Origin of the sequence: Streptomyces sp. NPDC059002, assembly GCF_042740435.1 — a bacterium.
GTDB lineage: Bacteria > Actinomycetota > Actinomycetes > Streptomycetales > Streptomycetaceae > Streptomyces.
In genome coordinates, this window is sequence record NZ_JBHYJI010000001.1 from 158,283 (window position 1) to 172,041 (window position 13,759).

Below are 13,759 nucleotides of genomic sequence, written 5' to 3' on the forward strand. Positions count from 1 at the left end.
GCCTACACCGCCTTCCGGGGCAGGGCATGGGCGACGGTCACCGGGCGGTCGATGAATCCGGTGCGCACGAAGATGTCGGCGGCCTGCTGCTGTTCCGCGATGAAGGCGTCGCCGGGCTCCTCGATGCGCCAGGGCAGGGCGCGCAGCACGGTCTCCCAGTCGTCGGCCGTGCCGCCCTGGTGGGCGGCGGCGGTCTCGGCGGCCTCGCGCGGGTGGGCGGCCGCCCAGTCGTCGGCGCGCCGCAGGGCCCGGGTGAGCGCGGCCACGATCTCGGGCCGCCGCTCGGCCAGTTCACGGCGGGTGAAGAAGACGGACCGGTCGGTGATGACGTCCCCGGTGCGGACCACCACGCGCACTCCCCCGGTGCGCAGGGCCGCGACGAGCTGCGCCCCCTGGGCGACCCAGGCGGTGATCCCGCCCGTGCGCAACAGGCGCTCGCTGTCCTCGCCGCCGCGTACGGGCGTGATGTCGGTGGCGTACGAGAGTCCCGCGTCGTCCAGGGCCTTGGCGATCAGGTGGGTCTGCCAGGAGCCGATGGCCAGATGGACGGTGCCGCCCTTGAGGTCGGCGACGGTGCGGACCGGGCTGTCCTCGGTGACGAGCAGCGCGCCATGGTCGGGCCGGGGCGCGGAGACGGCCGTGTACACGATGTCGTGCCCGGCGGCCTGCGCGGTCACCGGGGGCGTCGATCCGGTGCCGCCGAAGTCGATGACGCCTTCGGTGAGGAGCTGCCCGGTGCGCACGCCGTCGGTGTAGGTGTGGAAGGCGACGCTCTCGCCGACGGCGGCCAGTTCCTCCTTCGCGCAGTCGAGCCGGGAGAGGTAGTAGAGGGTCGGATTGCTGTTGTGGACACCGATAGTGATGGTCATTCAGCTCACTCCGGAGGGGTCGGGGGTGTGGACTCCGAGATCGTTCAGGAGACGTCGGCGCAGGGCGGCGAAGGCGGGGTCCCCGGGGTCGCGCGGGCGGTCGGCGGTGACGGTCTCGTCGGTGACAAGGCGCCCGTCGCGGAGCACACAGACGCGGTCGGCGAGCCGGACCGCCTCCTCCACGTCGTGCGTGACGAGCAGCACGGCCGGGCGGTGGACCCGGCACAGCTCGCCGACCAGGTCCTGCATCCGCAGCCGGGTGAGCGCGTCGAGCGCGGCGAACGGCTCGTCGAGGAGCAGCAGTTCGGGCTCGCGCACCAAGGCCCGCGCGAGGGCGACGCGCTGCGCCTCGCCGCCCGAGAGCGTGGCGGGCCAGGCGTCGGCATGCCCTTCGAGGCCGACCTCGGCGAGCGCGCCGCGGCCCCGTTCGGCGCGGCCGCGCGGCAGGGCGACGGTCACATTGGCGAGGACCCGCTTGGACGGTACGAGGCGCGGCTCCTGGAAGACGATGGTGCGGGACTCCGGTACGAGGACGTCCCCGCCGTCGGCGCGGTCGAGGGCTCCGAGGATGCGCAGCAGGGTGGTCTTGCCGCTGCCGCTCGCGCCGAGCAGGGCCACGAACTCGCCCCGCCCGATGGTGAGATCGAGCCCGTCGAGGACGGCACGCTCCCCGAAGACGCGGCGCAGCCCGGCGACATGGACGGCGGTGCTCATCGCGCCACCACCCCCTGCCCGGCGCGGCGCCACGGCATGAGGACCCGCTCCAGGAGGCGTACGACGCCGTCGGCGAGAAGACCCAGCAGTCCGTACACGAGGATGCAGACGGCGAGGATGTCGGTCCGCGCGAAGCTCTGCGCCTGCGACATCAAGTAGCCGATGCCCGCGGTGGCGTTGATCTCCTCGGCGGCGATCAGCGCGATCACGCTGAGCGTCATGGAGAGCCGCAGACCCGCGAGAAGCGAGGGCAGCGCCCCGGGCAGCACGACCTCCCTGACGATGCCGAGCCTGCCCATCCCGAAGCTGCGCATCGCCTCGACCAGTTTGCGGTCGGTGGCGCGGACTCCGCTGGACGTGGAGACGTACATCGGGAAGGTGGTGGCGACCGCGATGAGCAGCACCTTCGCGGTCTCGTTGATGCCGAACCACACCATGAACAGCGGCACGAGGGACAGGAAGGGGATGGTGCGCAGCGTCTGCATCGAGGAGTCGAGCAGCTCGTCGCCGAGCCGGGTGAACCCGGTCACGACCCCCAGGGTCAGGCCGGCCGTGAGCCCGATCAGCAGACCGAGCCCGGACCGCGTGAGCGAGGTGGCGAGCGCGTCGGGCAGCTGCCCGTTGCCCCACAACTCCCGTACGGCCCGCAGCACTTCGGCGGGTGAGGCGAGCACGTCCGGGGTGAGCAGGCCGGTCGCGGACGCGGTCCACCAGAGGGCGAGCAGGGCGACGGGGCCCAGCGCGCGGACGGTCAGGGAGTAGGCGCGAGGGCGGGGGCGGGATGCCGGTGGGGCGGGGGTGACGAGGCCGTGCGGCACGGCGGGCCGCTGTCCGGCGGGCGTCTGGGCGCCAGGCGCCCCGGGCCGCTGTCCGGCGGATGTCTGCGCGTCGGACTCCCCGGCCTCATGGCCGGCGGGCCCGGCGGGCTTCCGTGCGGCGGCCGTCCCTTCTCGCACCGTCATGACAGCCGCTCCACGTCGAGTACGTGCGAGGCGATGTCGACGGGCTTCTTGGTGACCTTCTGCTCGGCGTAGAACCGGGCCACCGCCTCGAAGCGCTTGATGTCGGCGGGGGTGATCGGCTCGACCGTGCCGCCCTGCGCGGTGAACCCGGCCTGGATGCGCTTCGCCTCGCCGGTGAGGGCCTGCGGGCCCGCGTCCGTGGTGACGTTGAGGTAGCGGGCCGGGTCCTTCGTCTCCTTGGCGCTGTTCTCGTGGAGGTAGTCGTAGAGCGCCTTCACCACCTTCGGGTGCTGCTCGGCGAAGGCGGTGCGGACGGCGGTGAGGCTGTAGTTGTCGGAGCCGATCTCCTTGCCGTCGGCGATGAACTCGCCTTTCCCGCTGCCGAGTTCGGACACGGCGTACGCCGCCCAGACCGCCCACGCGTCGACCTTGCCGGTGTTGAACACCGCGGCGGTCTGGTCGGGCCGCAGATACACGCGCTCCACCTTGCTCGCCGGGATGTCGTGCTCGGCGAGGGCCTTCAGGAGCAGATACTCGCCGGTGCCGCCCTGGTTCACGGCGACCTTCTTGCCGACCAGGTCCTCGACGCCGTGGATGCCGGAGCCCTTCTTCGCGAGAATGCCCTCGCCGACCGGGTCGGGCGCGGTGGCGGTGAAGAACTCGAAGCCGGGGGTCTGGGCGAGCGAGGTGAGGCCCGAGGTGATGGATCCGGTGGCGATGTCGAGCTGGTCGGCGTTCATGGCCTGCGCGGCCGGGGCGAAGGGACCTGCGCTGCCCGTCCACTGGACCTTCGCGTCGACCTCGGCAAGGGCCTTCGCGAGGCTGCCGTCCTTCTTGCCGAGCGCGAGGACACCGGCGTTGCCCGGGTCGGGGATGCGGACGGTCACCTGCCCGCCGCCCTGTGCGCCGGAGTCGGCCTCGGAGGCGCCGCAGCCCGCGAGCGCGGCGAGGGCCGCTAGGGCCACCAGGAGTTTCGGAATGCGCATGGCGGGGTCCTTACTGTGAGGCCGTGCGGGACGACGGGGGCGGCGCCGTGGCGGTGGACTGAGTGGACTGAGTGGACTGAGGTGTAACGACGGGGTCGAACTGCGGTTCCGTGCGGGCCAGTTCTAGGGCCCTGCGCAGCGGACGGCGATCGGCCCACGCGTGTACGTCGACGGGTTCGGGCAGGAAGCCGTGCGCACGCAGCCCCTCCTCCTGGTGCGCGAGGAGGGCGATGCGCTCGTCGGACAGGTCCGGGTGCAGGGTGCGGTGCGTGCCGGGGCGGTAGGCGCCCGCGACGCCCTCCGCGCCCGCACCCGTCTCGGCGCCGAGGATCCGGGCGACGTCGGCGGGCCGGTCCGCGGCCCAGTCGGCGGCGCGCAGCAGCACGGAGAGGAACCGCGCCACGAGCTCCGGGTGGTCGTCGAGCAGGGTCTGGTGGACGGTGATGGGGCGAGGCGTGCCGTTGTTCACGCGGTGCCTGCGGTCGGGGAGTTCGTCCAGTTCGACGGCGACCTCCGCCCCGGCGCGCCGGGCCGCCTCCACCGCGAGCGCGCCCTTCACGTACACGGCGTCGACGTCCCCGCGCCGCAGCGCCGCAAGCTCCGCGGCCCACTGCCCCTCGTACCCCCGCGCCGGTACGTCGACCGGCACGGCGTCGCCGGGACCGAGCCCGGCCGACGCGAGCGCGCCCTCGAAGCCGCGCAGGGCCATGGCCCGCCAGAAGTCGATGGCCACGGCGTGCCGGGGCACCGCGAGCCGCAGTCCGCGCAGTGCAGCGGCGCCGCGGATCCCCGATCCAGGGGCGACGAGCACGGCCTGGCGCTCCTCGATCCAGGTGAGACCGACGAGCCGGGTCCGCTCGCCCCGCGAACGGGCCCACAGCGCGGGGACGTTGCCGCCCTCACGGAAGAGTCCGGGCAGTGCGTGCGTGTAGTGGGCCTGCCGGTCCACGGCGGGGTGGGCGGCGTCCGGATCGATGTCCTGAAGGGACCGTACGGCGATGCCGTCCCGCGCGAACTCGGCGCTCAGCCACCGCTGATCGGCCGCGATGCCGGTCGCGGTGGGCACCGGACAGCGGGTGAACCAGAGCGTCTTGGGCACAGGGCGCACGAGGGCATGGGTCATGGACTCTTCCCGGGGAGGTGTGGTGGCGCGCCGCCGACGGGCCGCGGAGCAGCGGGCGGCGACGGACGAGCGAGCGAGGGTGAAGCAGAAGCGGGTGAAAAGGGGTGGGAGGTCAGCTACAGGTGGCGCTGGAGACGCGGGCCAGATCGATGTGGCGGCGCAGCGTGAAGGCGACGGGAACCGGGCGGGCGGCAGGCGCTGCGGTACGACGACCGTGCATGGCGCTGCTCCCCTCTCCCGTCCTGCGGGCGCTTCTGGTGGTGACGTCCGCAGACTGGCACGGACCGTGCCCCCTCATCAAGCCGCTTCCCATGATGTGGGAACGAACATGAACAGGGTGTTTCACCAGGGGGTTTATGGCTGATTCCGCTGCCGTAATGTGGGAAGCGGCCCATGCTGGACGAGCACGCGGACCAGGAGAGGAACACCCCCATGAGCGAGGCCACCACGCCGCGCCGTCCCGCCGGCGCCCAGGCGGTGCGGCGCGCCCTCGACGTCCTGCACTGCTTCCACGACAACGGCCCCGACCTCAGCGCGTCGGATCTCGCCCGGCGCCTGGAACTGCCCGTGTCGACGGCGCACCGCCTGGCCCGCACCCTGCTCGACGCCGGGTTCCTTGAGCAGGACTTCCGCACGGCGCGCTACCGGCTCGGCCCCTCCGTCACCGAGCTGGGGCGCCTCTCGTACCACCAGCGCGGCCTCCACCTGGCCGCGCCCGAACTCGCCGATCTGGCCGAACGCACCGGTGTCACCGCGGACTTGGCGCTGCGCAGCGGGCATCACGCGGTGATCGTGGCGGGTGGTTCGGTCACCCCGAAGGTCGGTCTGCGCCGCCCGCTGCACTCGACGGCGCTCGGCAAGGTCCTGCTCGCCTGGGCCCGGCCGGGCGAGGGCGGCCCCGCGACGCTGCCGTCGCTGTTCGCGTTCACCGAGCGGACCATCGTCGAACCGGCGGCCCTGGAGGCCGAGTTGGACCGCGTACGGGCCGACGGGTACGCCCGCAACGACGGCGAGTCGGCCCACGGCGTGCGCACCCTGGCCGTGCCGGTGCTCGACCGCGCGGGGTACGCCCGCTTCGCGCTCGCCCTGCGTGCGACGCCGCAGCTGATCACGGACGACCGGACGGACTGGTTCCTGGCCAGGGCACGGGGCTGCGCCCGCGCCCTGGAAATCCTGCTGCTTCCGCCGGGCGACCGGAGCGAATCGTGAACTTCGCCGGCGGCGGGCTGCCCCTCCCGTCGGCCCGCGCCTACCCGTGCCGATGCTCCGTCGCCCCGGCGGACCCCTTGGAAGCCCCCGAGGACTTCTTCGGCGCCGCCCCGGCATGGTGCGGCTCATACTCCGGGATCGTCCCGTCCGCCTTCTTCACCAGGAAGAGCCCCGCCATCCCCATGTCGGAGTGGCTCTGCACATGGCAGTGGTACATCCAGGCCCCGGCGCCCACGCCCTCCCCCGCGATGACCTGGAAGCCGAACGAGTCGCCGGGGCCGGTGATCTTGTCGTCGAGGATCTGGCTGGGGTCGTCGGGTCCGGTGAGCATGCCGGTCCTGTTGTCGGCCCAGCGATGACCGTGCACATGGAACGTGTGGTAGTACTCGCCGTGCGTGATGGACACGAACTCGACGCGATCGCCCACCGTGGCCTCGAAGTTGGGGCTGTCGTGACCGGCCTTGTTGTTGATCGTCATGTCGTTGAAGACGATGGTGAAGGTCTTGTCCGGCAGGATGTCGCCCTTGCGGCGCACGATGAGCGGACCGTAGAGCCCCTTGCGCAGGCCGCCGGTGCCGTGGTCGGTGCCGACGACGTGGTCGTGGTAGTGCCAGTAGCCCGCGGTGCCCGGCCGCCACGTGCCGTCCTTGCGGCGGCCCGGCGCGTGCGTGCGCCAGGTGTAGGTACGTTTGCCACCCGGCTCGACATCGCTCCTGGTGTGCTTGGTGCCGTCGCTGGAGATCTCGTAGTCCATGCCGTGGACGTGCAGGCTGGCGTTGACGTCCAGGGTGTTCTCGAACTCGATGTGCAGCGTGTCGCCTTCGTTGAGTTCGATGAGCGGTCCCGGGATCGACGCCTTGCCCTTCTCCAGGCCGTAGCCCAGCTGCCCGTCCGGAAGTTTCTCCGCGTACAGCTTGATGCGTCTGACCTCGCCGCCCGCGGGCGCGGTCCGCGGTGGCGCCTCGGCCGTGCTCGCGTCGGGCGCACTCGCGACCGACAACGATGTCACCCCCGCCGCCGCTGCCGCGCCGCCCACCAGCATCCGCCGGTTGAAGCTCCTTCGGTCCAGGCCACGCCGGTCCTGACTGCGTCTGTCCATGCCGAACTCCCCACTGCGGTACGGAGGGTGACGGGGCACAGGAGGCCCCGGGGACGGCCACACGGTATCCGCGTGATCTTCGTTTATCCACAGGCAGGACAAAGTTGGTGCTATCACGGTCATACCTATTGGCGACTGGCGAAAAGAGGTCTAGCTTCGACGGCGCTGTTGCTGCGACCGACGAGGGGTGGGTGTACTCATGCGGCTCACACCGCATCAAAAACCCTTGGACGTACGAGGGTTGAGCAGAGCACGACGCAGACCGAACCGCTCGCGACGGGCCTGGGCGGCCGCACTGCTGTCCGGCGCCCTGGTCACCGGGGCGCTCTCGGCGCAGGCCGCGTCCGCGCGGCCGTACCCTGAACCGCCGTTGACAACGATGTCCCTGCCTTCGCCGCCCGGCGGGGCCAACGTCAAGGTCCTGATCTTCTACGGCTCCGCCGCGGACGGCGACGAGTCCCCGGTCGTGAACGCCGGCATCGAGGCCATCGAGAAGATCGGCCAGTCGGGCCCGGCCGCCCAGCGGTTCAAGGTCGAGGCGACGGACGACCCCGCGGTCTTCACGGACGAGGCGAAGCTCGGCAAGTTCAACGCCGTCACCTTCCTCACCGGCGGCGGCGACGTCCTCGACCCCGAACAGGAGGCGGGCCTCGAGGCGTTCATGGAGGCGGGCGGCGGCTTCCTCGGCATCCATGACGCGGCGCGCGCGGAGCCGTACTCGAACTGGTTCACCGGGCTGATCGGCGCCCGGCCCGCCGAATCGAGCCCGGCGAACGTCCAGCGCGCCACCGTCGAGGTCGGCGACCGCGAGAACCCGGCGACCAAGGACCTGCCCCTCCAGTGGAAGCGCCCCGACCGGTGGCTGAACTGGACCAGGAACCCGTCCGGCGACGTGCACACGGTGGCCAGGGTGCGGGAGTCGACCTATCAGCCGGGCGACTCCAAGAACGGCTGGGACCACCCGGTGTCGTGGTGCCGCGACTACGACGGCGGCCGCTCCTTCTACACCGGCATGGGCGGCACGGCATCGTCGTACGACGAAGTGGACTTCCGCGGCCATCTGCGCGGCGCCCTGCTGTGGACCACCCGCATCGCGCGCGCCGACTGCAAGTCGACGATCAACGCCAACTACCAGGCGCAGCGCCTCACCCAGGCCAATCAGCCGGGCCAGAACGACCAGATCGGCGAGCCGCACGGCCTGGTCACCGCGCCCGACGGACGCGTGCTCTACATCGGCCGCGGCGGCGCCGACGCGTCGCAGCCGGTCGTCACCGACTGGAACAACCCGGACATCGGCAAGGGCAAGGGCGAGATCCACGTCTACGACCCGAAGACCAAGAAGGTGACCCTCGCGGGCGCCCTGTCCGTCTTCGGCAACAAGGGCGGCGGCGACGAGCTCATCAAGGTCGAAGAGGGCCTGCTCGGCATCGAGTTGGACCCGGGGTTCGAGCAGAACGGCTGGGTGTACCTGCACTACACGCCGCACTCCAGGATCAACCGCGACACGCACATGGGCGAGCGCTACGTCTCCCGGTTCACGCTCGACCTGGCCACCAACAAGCTGGACATGGCCAGCGAGAAGGTGCTCCTGAAATGGCCGGTGCAGATCCACAGCTGCTGTCACGCGGGCGGCGGGATGGCCTGGGACTCCAAGGGCAATCTCTACATCGCGACCGGCGACAACAACTCCTCGCGGTTCAGCGACGGTTACTCGGGCAACAACCCGCAGCCGAACTTCAAGGGCGTGTCCTTCGCCGACGCGCGCCGCACGGCGGGCAACACGAACAACCTCAACGGCAAGATCCTGCGCATCCACCCGGAGCCCGACGGGACGTACACGCTCCCCGAAGGGAACCTGTTCACGGGCAAGGAGCAGGACGAGGGCGGCGGCAAGACACGCGGCGAGATCTATGTGATGGGCGTCAGGAATCCCGCGCGCATCTCCATCGACAAGAAGACCGACACCCTGTACGCGGGCTGGGTCGGTCCGGACGCCGGTGAGCCGTCGACGACGTGGGGCCCCGCGAAGTACGACACGTTCGCGGCGATCACGCACGCCTCCAACCGCGGCTGGCCGTACTGCATGGGCAACAACCAGCCCTACCGCGACCGCAATCTGCCCGACCCGACGAAGCCGCTCGGCTGGTACGACTGCAAGAACCTCAAGAACGAGTCGCCCAACAACGACGGCCTGGTGAACATCCCGCCAGCCGAGCCCAACAACATCTGGTACTCGCCGCAGGGCGGCGGCGTCGACTACCCGCGCGACGCCAACGGCGTGCCGAGCTACAAGACGGAGGAGCAGAAGCAGCTCCTGCCCTGGCTCAAGGGCGGCGGCCAGGCCACCATGAACGGCCCGGTCTACCGCTACGACGCGGCGAGCACGAGCGCCGACAAGTGGCCCTCGTACTGGGACGGCAAGTGGTTCGTCGGCGACTTCTACGACGGCGACCAGCCGCGCCACGCGGTGCTCACCGACCCGAAGACGGTCGGCAGCGGCGGCCTTCCGGTGCACGCCGAATCGCTGCGGAAGATCATTCCGATCGGCAACGACGGCATCAAGAACCTCATGGACTGGAAGTTCGCCCCCGACGGTTCGCTGTACGTCCTCGACTACGGCCGCGGCTTCTTCACCTCGGACGCCAAGTCGGCGCTGTGGCGCGTGACGTACCAGGGCGGGGCCGCGACCCCGGCCGCCGACGACCTGGCAAGGAAGGCGGGATGATGCGTTCCCCCACGACGAGGACCGTCCCGAGGTCCGTACGCAAGCGAAGACTGTGGACGGCGCTGCTCGCCGCGCTGCTCATGGTGCTCGGCCTGACGTCGACCGCCGCGACGGCGCGCCCCGACAACACCGGCCTCGCCGCCGACCAGACGCTGACCTGGACCGCCGACAACGACATCACCACGTACAAGTCGGCGCCCACGACGGCCGTGGCGGGCAGGACGACGATCGTGTTCGAGAACAGCGAGGCGACCGGCAACACCACCGGCATGCCGCACACCCTGACGTTCGACGTCTCCGACCCCGAGTACAACAACGACGTCCAGCTGAACATCCTGGCCAACCCGAACGACGCCCAGGGCGGCAAGCACACCGCCGAGGTCACCCTCACCCCGGGCCGCTACCGCTACCACTGCACGATCCCCGGGCACGAGTCGATGCAGGGCATCCTCGTCGTGACCGAGGGCGGAGGCGAGGACACCACGGCGCCGGAGACCTCGGCCAAGGTGGAGGGGACGACCAACTCCGATGGCGCGTACGTCGGTTCGGCCACGGTCGCGGTGACGGCGACGGACGCGGGCTCCGGCGTCGACAGGATCGAGTACGCGGTCGGGGCGGACGGCGCCTGGCAGCCGTACACCGCGCCCGTGGTCGTCGACCAGGTCGGCACCCACAAGATCCGCTATCGGGCGTCCGACAAGGCGGGCAACGTCGCCGCGGAGAAGGCCGTCGACTTCACGGTGGTCCCGCCGCCCACGGACGACAAGACGCCGCCCGAGACCTCGGCCACGGTGACCGGCGAGAAGAACGACCAGGGGCAGTACGTGGGCATGGCGACCGTCACGGTGACGGCGTCCGACACCGGCTCCGGCGTCAACAAGATCGAGTACGCGATCGGGGACGGCGCCTGGACGGCGTACACCGCGCCGGTCATGGTCCACGAGACGGGCCCGCACAAGGTCCGCTACCGGGCGTCCGACAAGGCGGGCAACCAGGCGGCCGAGAAGTCCGTCGAGTTCACGGTCGTCGCGCCGCCGGTCGAGGACAGGACGCCGCCCGAGACCTCGGCGAAGGTCGAGGGCGACAAGGACTCGGACGGCGCCTACCTCGGCAGGGCGAAGGTGACGGTCACGGCGACCGACGCCGGATCGGGCGTCGCCAAGGTCGAGTACTCCCTGGACGGCGGCCCCTATCTCGCCTACGGGACACCGGTCGTCGTCGACCGCGTGGGGCGGCACTCCGTGGCGTACCGGGCGAGCGACAAGGCGGGCAACACGGCGGCGGCCAAGACCGTCTCCTTCACCGTCTCCGAGGGCGGCGGGGTCCCCGCGCCCAACTGCCCCGAATTCGACGAGCGGTTGACGGTGATCGTCGGCACGGTCGACACCGGCATCCCGAACCGTGTCACGAACAACCGCTGCCGCATCAACGAGCTGATCGAGGACGAGAAGGAGTGGACGTCGCACGCCCTCTTCCTGAAGCACGTCAAGGGCGTCACGGACAAGCTCCTGAAGGCGGGTGAGATCGACCAGCGCGAGTACAACAAGATCAACCGCGCCGCCAAGGAGTCCGGCATCGGCAGGCCCGGCCAGACGGAGGGCTACCGCAAGCTTTTCGACGGCACCCAGGAGACCTTCAAGAAGTGGGAGCAGGTGGGCGGCGGCACGTTCGGCCTGAACGCCGACGGCACCATCACCAGCAGCACATCGGTCCCGGGCATGGGCATGCTCTGGTTCCCCGAGCGCAAGTACGGCGACTTCTCCCTGAAGCTCCAGTGGCGCGACGACGCACCGGGCAACGGCAACACCAACTCCGGTGTCTTCGTGCGCTTCCCGCAGGTCCACGACCATCCGGAGGAGTCACGTCCGGAGTGGGTCGCCATCAAGTACGGGCATGAGGTGCAGGTCCTCGACCGTCCCGACGGCGACATGTACAAGACGGGATCGATCTACGGCTTCGACCGGGTGGGCCTCGCGGGCGCCGGAGTCACCCCGAAGGGCACGTGGAACGACTACGAGATCCGCGTGGTGGACCAGCACTACTCGGTCTACCGCAACGGCGTCCTGCTCAATGAGTTCGACAACGTCGGCGGCCAGGAGTTCGTCCCGCCGCGCGGCGACGACCCGGGCACGGACGGGCGGCGGTACGCGTCCGGCTATCTGGGCCTCCAGGTGCACGGCGTGACGGACGTGGTGTCGTACCGGGACATCAGGATCAAGGAGCTATAGCGGCCGGTGTTTCCAGGTGCCCTCGTCCCCCAGGGGCGGGGGCACCGTCGTGTCACCGGACCGGCGTCACCTCGACGGCCACCGAGTCCGGACTGCCGTGCGTGAGCACCGGGTTGCTCCGCACCGAGACATAGTCCTCGGGCGCCACGGCCCCGGAGCCGTCGACATCCGCGTGCACCCGGACCGTGTAGCGGGCCCGGGGGTCCGGCCGCGGCACCGCGAGCGTGAGGCGGGGCGCCGCGGTCAGGTCGACGTCCCGCTCGGCGGTGCGGGACACGACGTGGGCCGGCGCGTCCGCCGCGGTGATCTCCTCGACCTGTGCGCGCAGGGTCACGGTGCCCCGCGGCGGCGTCGTGCCCGGCGCGAGACGGACAGCGATTTCTACGTTGCGCATACGCTCGCCCAGCCCTTGTTGGTCGGCAGGTGCCCCGCTACTTTCCGCAAAATAGCGCCCTTTGTGGCGGGGCGGGAAGTCAGGGTAGAGGGGAGAGACACCATGCCGGCTTCCGAGTCGCGAGTTTCTGGTGAGGGACACGGGGAGTTCCGCTCCTCGCGGGATGTGCGGACCGGTCTGATCGACGGTGTGAGCTTCCGGATCAAGCCCGTGCAGTATGTGGACATCGACGGGCTCGCGGTCTTCGAAGGCGACATCGTGCTCGGGTCCGTCGCGGAAGTCGAGCGCCGCACCTCGGAATTGCGGGCGGAATCGGAAGGGAAAGTACCGGAGTCGGCGGTCGTCATCACGGGAAAGCAGTTCCGCTGGCCCAATGCGCTCGTCCCCTTCGAGATCGACGCGAACCTGCCGAACCAGCAGCGGGTGACCGACGCGATCGCGCACTGGCAGTCCCGCACCCGGATGCGCTTCGTGCAGCGCACGGCCGCCAATCAGGGGCAGTTCCCCGACTTCGTGCGTTTCGTGCCCGGCGGCGGCTGTTCGTCCTTCGTGGGACGGCAGGGCGGTGGGCAGAACATCACGCTCGGCACCGGCTGCACGACGGGAAACTGCATTCACGAGATCGGGCACGCGGTCGGCCTCTGGCACGAGCAGAGCCGTGAGGACAGGGACCAGTTCGTGACGATCATCTGGGCCAACATCACCCAGGGCTTCGAGCACAACTTCGACCAGCACATCACGGACGGCGACGACGTGGGTGCGTACGACTACGGCTCGATCATGCACTACCCGCGGGACGCCTTCTCCAGGAACGGCCAGGACACCATCGTGCCGACCGTGCAGGGCGCCGTCATCGGCCAGCGCGCCGGGCTCAGCACGGACGACATCTCCGCCGTGCACGCGATGTACGGTCCTTCACCGGCGTCGGGGCCCGTGGTGTCGTGGGAGTCGGACCGTCTGGACGTCTTCGCGATCGGCACCGACTCGGCGCTCCACCACAAGTGGTGGGACGGCAAGGCGTGGGGCCCGGCCGTCAAGGGCTGGGAATCCCTCGGCGGCATCTGCACCAGCCCGCCGACGTCCCTCGCGTGGGCGCACGACCGGCTCGACGTGTTCGTCATCGGGACGGACTCGGCGTTGCACCACAAGTGGTGGGACGGGAATTCCTGGGGACCTGGCGTCAAGGACTGGGAATCCCTGGGCGGAATCTGCACCAGCGCGCCCGAGGCTGTTTCCTGGGGTCCCGACCGGCTGGATCTCTTTGTGGTCGGCACCGACTCGGCATTGCACCACAAGTGGTGGGACGGAAACGCGTGGGGTCCGAGCGTCAAGGGCTGGGAATCCCTCGGCGGAATCTGCACCAGTGAACCCGTCGCGGTCTCCTGGGGCGCGAACCGGCTCGACCTCTTCGTCGTCGGCACCGATTCCGCGCTCCACCACAAATGGTGGG

General features: G+C 70.5%; 12 protein-coding genes. 4 read left to right on the plus strand and 8 right to left on the minus strand.

Going from position 1 to position 13,759, the window contains the following annotated elements; all coding sequences use genetic code 11:
- Nucleotides 1–2: 2 nt before the first annotated feature.
- The 6 genes from ACFWZ2_RS00700 to ACFWZ2_RS00725 form a co-directional block, all read right to left on the minus strand.
- The gene (locus ACFWZ2_RS00700; protein ID WP_384539663.1) at nt 3–869 is read right to left on the minus strand and encodes an ABC transporter substrate-binding protein; all 867 of its coding nucleotides are present in this window, start codon (nt 867–869) and stop codon (nt 3–5) included.
- The gene (locus tag ACFWZ2_RS00705) at nt 870–1,583 is read right to left on the minus strand and encodes an ABC transporter ATP-binding protein (RefSeq protein WP_384539666.1); all 714 of its coding nucleotides are present in this window, start codon (nt 1,581–1,583) and stop codon (nt 870–872) included.
- Complete coding sequence (locus ACFWZ2_RS00710; protein ID WP_384539669.1) at nt 1,580–2,545, minus strand: ABC transporter permease; 966 nt, start codon at nt 2,543–2,545, stop codon at nt 1,580–1,582. Before ACFWZ2_RS00710 ends, ACFWZ2_RS00705 begins: the two co-directional genes overlap by 4 nt.
- Complete coding sequence (locus tag ACFWZ2_RS00715; protein ID WP_384539672.1) at nt 2,542–3,531, minus strand: NrtA/SsuA/CpmA family ABC transporter substrate-binding protein; 990 nt, start codon at nt 3,529–3,531, stop codon at nt 2,542–2,544. Before ACFWZ2_RS00715 ends, ACFWZ2_RS00710 begins: the two co-directional genes overlap by 4 nt.
- 10 nt (nt 3,532–3,541) lie before the next feature.
- A complete protein-coding gene (locus tag ACFWZ2_RS00720) occupies nt 3,542–4,654 on the minus strand; it encodes an ABC transporter substrate-binding protein (RefSeq protein ID WP_384539675.1) in 1,113 nt (370 codons plus the stop codon).
- A gap of 112 nt (nt 4,655–4,766) precedes the next feature.
- Nucleotides 4,767–4,874, minus strand: a complete 108-nt coding sequence (locus tag ACFWZ2_RS00725) for a putative leader peptide (protein ID WP_384539677.1) — start codon at nt 4,872–4,874, stop codon at nt 4,767–4,769.
- A 212-nt stretch (nt 4,875–5,086) separates the two neighbouring features.
- Here ACFWZ2_RS00725 and ACFWZ2_RS00730 point away from each other — a divergent pair, with 212 nt between their 5' ends.
- Nucleotides 5,087–5,863: an IclR family transcriptional regulator gene (locus ACFWZ2_RS00730; RefSeq protein WP_384539680.1), complete on the plus strand. Its 777-nt coding sequence runs from the start codon at nt 5,087–5,089 to the stop codon at nt 5,861–5,863.
- A 40-nt stretch (nt 5,864–5,903) separates the two neighbouring features.
- Here ACFWZ2_RS00730 and ACFWZ2_RS00735 read toward each other — a convergent pair whose 3' ends face one another.
- Nucleotides 5,904–6,932, minus strand: coding sequence for a multicopper oxidase domain-containing protein (locus ACFWZ2_RS00735; protein WP_384540344.1), 1,029 nt, complete (start codon nt 6,930–6,932; stop codon nt 5,904–5,906).
- A gap of 229 nt (nt 6,933–7,161) precedes the next feature.
- Here ACFWZ2_RS00735 and ACFWZ2_RS00740 point away from each other — a divergent pair, with 229 nt between their 5' ends.
- Together ACFWZ2_RS00740 and ACFWZ2_RS00745 are read left to right on the plus strand one after the other, a co-directional pair.
- The gene (locus ACFWZ2_RS00740; protein WP_384539683.1) at nt 7,162–9,687 is read left to right on the plus strand and encodes a ThuA domain-containing protein; all 2,526 of its coding nucleotides are present in this window, start codon (nt 7,162–7,164) and stop codon (nt 9,685–9,687) included.
- A complete protein-coding gene (locus tag ACFWZ2_RS00745; protein ID WP_384539685.1) occupies nt 9,684–11,915 on the plus strand; it encodes an OmpL47-type beta-barrel domain-containing protein in 2,232 nt (743 codons plus the stop codon). The genes ACFWZ2_RS00740 and ACFWZ2_RS00745 overlap by 4 nt, the downstream gene beginning before the upstream one ends.
- A 52-nt stretch (nt 11,916–11,967) precedes the next feature.
- Here ACFWZ2_RS00745 and ACFWZ2_RS00750 read toward each other — a convergent pair whose 3' ends face one another.
- Nucleotides 11,968–12,309 (minus strand): hypothetical protein, encoded by a 342-nt coding sequence (locus tag ACFWZ2_RS00750; protein WP_384539688.1) that lies wholly within the window; start codon nt 12,307–12,309, stop codon nt 11,968–11,970.
- A 102-nt stretch (nt 12,310–12,411) separates the two neighbouring features.
- On the opposite strand from ACFWZ2_RS00750, the gene legP reads away from it, so the two are divergent.
- Nucleotides 12,412–13,759 (plus strand): Dot/Icm T4SS effector Zinc-dependent metalloprotease LegP (legP, locus tag ACFWZ2_RS00755; RefSeq protein WP_384539691.1); only part of this gene is annotated, 1,348 nt, incomplete at its 3' end.

Coding starts and splice junctions, on each gene's coding strand:
- ACFWZ2_RS00720 (WP_384539675.1), bottom strand. CDS start 4,654: ATGACCCATGCCCTCGTGCGCCCTGTGCCCAAGACGCTCTGGTTCACC.
- ACFWZ2_RS00725 (WP_384539677.1), bottom strand. CDS start 4,874: ATGCACGGTCGTCGTACCGCAGCGCCTGCCGCCCGCCCGGTTCCCGTC.
- ACFWZ2_RS00730 (WP_384539680.1), top strand. CDS start 5,087: ATGAGCGAGGCCACCACGCCGCGCCGTCCCGCCGGCGCCCAGGCGGTG.
- ACFWZ2_RS00745 (WP_384539685.1), top strand. CDS start 9,684: ATGATGCGTTCCCCCACGACGAGGACCGTCCCGAGGTCCGTACGCAAG.
- ACFWZ2_RS00715 (WP_384539672.1), bottom strand. CDS start 3,531: ATGCGCATTCCGAAACTCCTGGTGGCCCTAGCGGCCCTCGCCGCGCTC.
- ACFWZ2_RS00750 (WP_384539688.1), bottom strand. CDS start 12,309: ATGCGCAACGTAGAAATCGCTGTCCGTCTCGCGCCGGGCACGACGCCG.
- ACFWZ2_RS00700 (WP_384539663.1), bottom strand. CDS start 869: ATGACCATCACTATCGGTGTCCACAACAGCAATCCGACCCTCTACTAC.
- ACFWZ2_RS00705 (WP_384539666.1), bottom strand. CDS start 1,583: ATGAGCACCGCCGTCCATGTCGCCGGGCTGCGCCGCGTCTTCGGGGAG.
- ACFWZ2_RS00710 (WP_384539669.1), bottom strand. CDS start 2,545: ATGACGGTGCGAGAAGGGACGGCCGCCGCACGGAAGCCCGCCGGGCCC.
- ACFWZ2_RS00740 (WP_384539683.1), top strand. CDS start 7,162: ATGCGGCTCACACCGCATCAAAAACCCTTGGACGTACGAGGGTTGAGC.